The organism is Thermoanaerobacter sp. CM-CNRG TB177, assembly GCF_018588165.1.
Classification (GTDB): Bacteria; Bacillota; Thermoanaerobacteria; order Thermoanaerobacterales; family Thermoanaerobacteraceae; genus Thermoanaerobacter; species Thermoanaerobacter thermocopriae.
Map to the genome: position 1 here is coordinate 330 of NZ_JAFCAC010000096.1, position 460 is coordinate 789.

A 460-nucleotide genomic window follows, 5' to 3' on the forward strand; every position below is an offset into this window, starting at 1 on the left:
AGCGTCTTAACTTTTTATTTAACTTTATTAACCATTCATTTATCCCATATTTTTACATCGGTATGGGTTTAGTTTTTTGTTGCCTTTTTGAGAGACACTATTTTCAGGATAGGTAGGCTAAAAACGTTTTTTTAAATAGTATGTAAAGCAGCTGCTTTTACAGTTTCAATTCCTTATAGGTAGGCTAAAAACGATGGTAACTTTACTTGTATATGTGCGTCATTTCTTTGTTTCAATTCCTTATAGGTAGGCTAAAAACATTTACTCTCAAGATATCATCCCCAGTAGTAGGGTCAGTTTCAATTCCTTATAGGTAGGCTAAAAACCGGTCACTTACACATGGGATATAAATATTAATGCAGGCGTTTCAATTCCTTATAGGTAGGCTAAAAACTGGGTATGGAGATTTGGGAGCAAAAGCGGCAGTATAGTTTCAATTCCTTATAGGTAGGCTAAAAAC

Annotated in this window: 1 CRISPR repeat array. The window is 34.1% G+C overall.

What is annotated here, in order from left to right:
- Window positions 1-95: 95 nt before the first annotated feature.
- Window positions 96-459: a CRISPR direct-repeat array (repeat unit 29 nt; unit sequence GTTTCAATTCCTTATAGGTAGGCTAAAAA).
- Window position 460 lies beyond the last annotated feature (1 nt).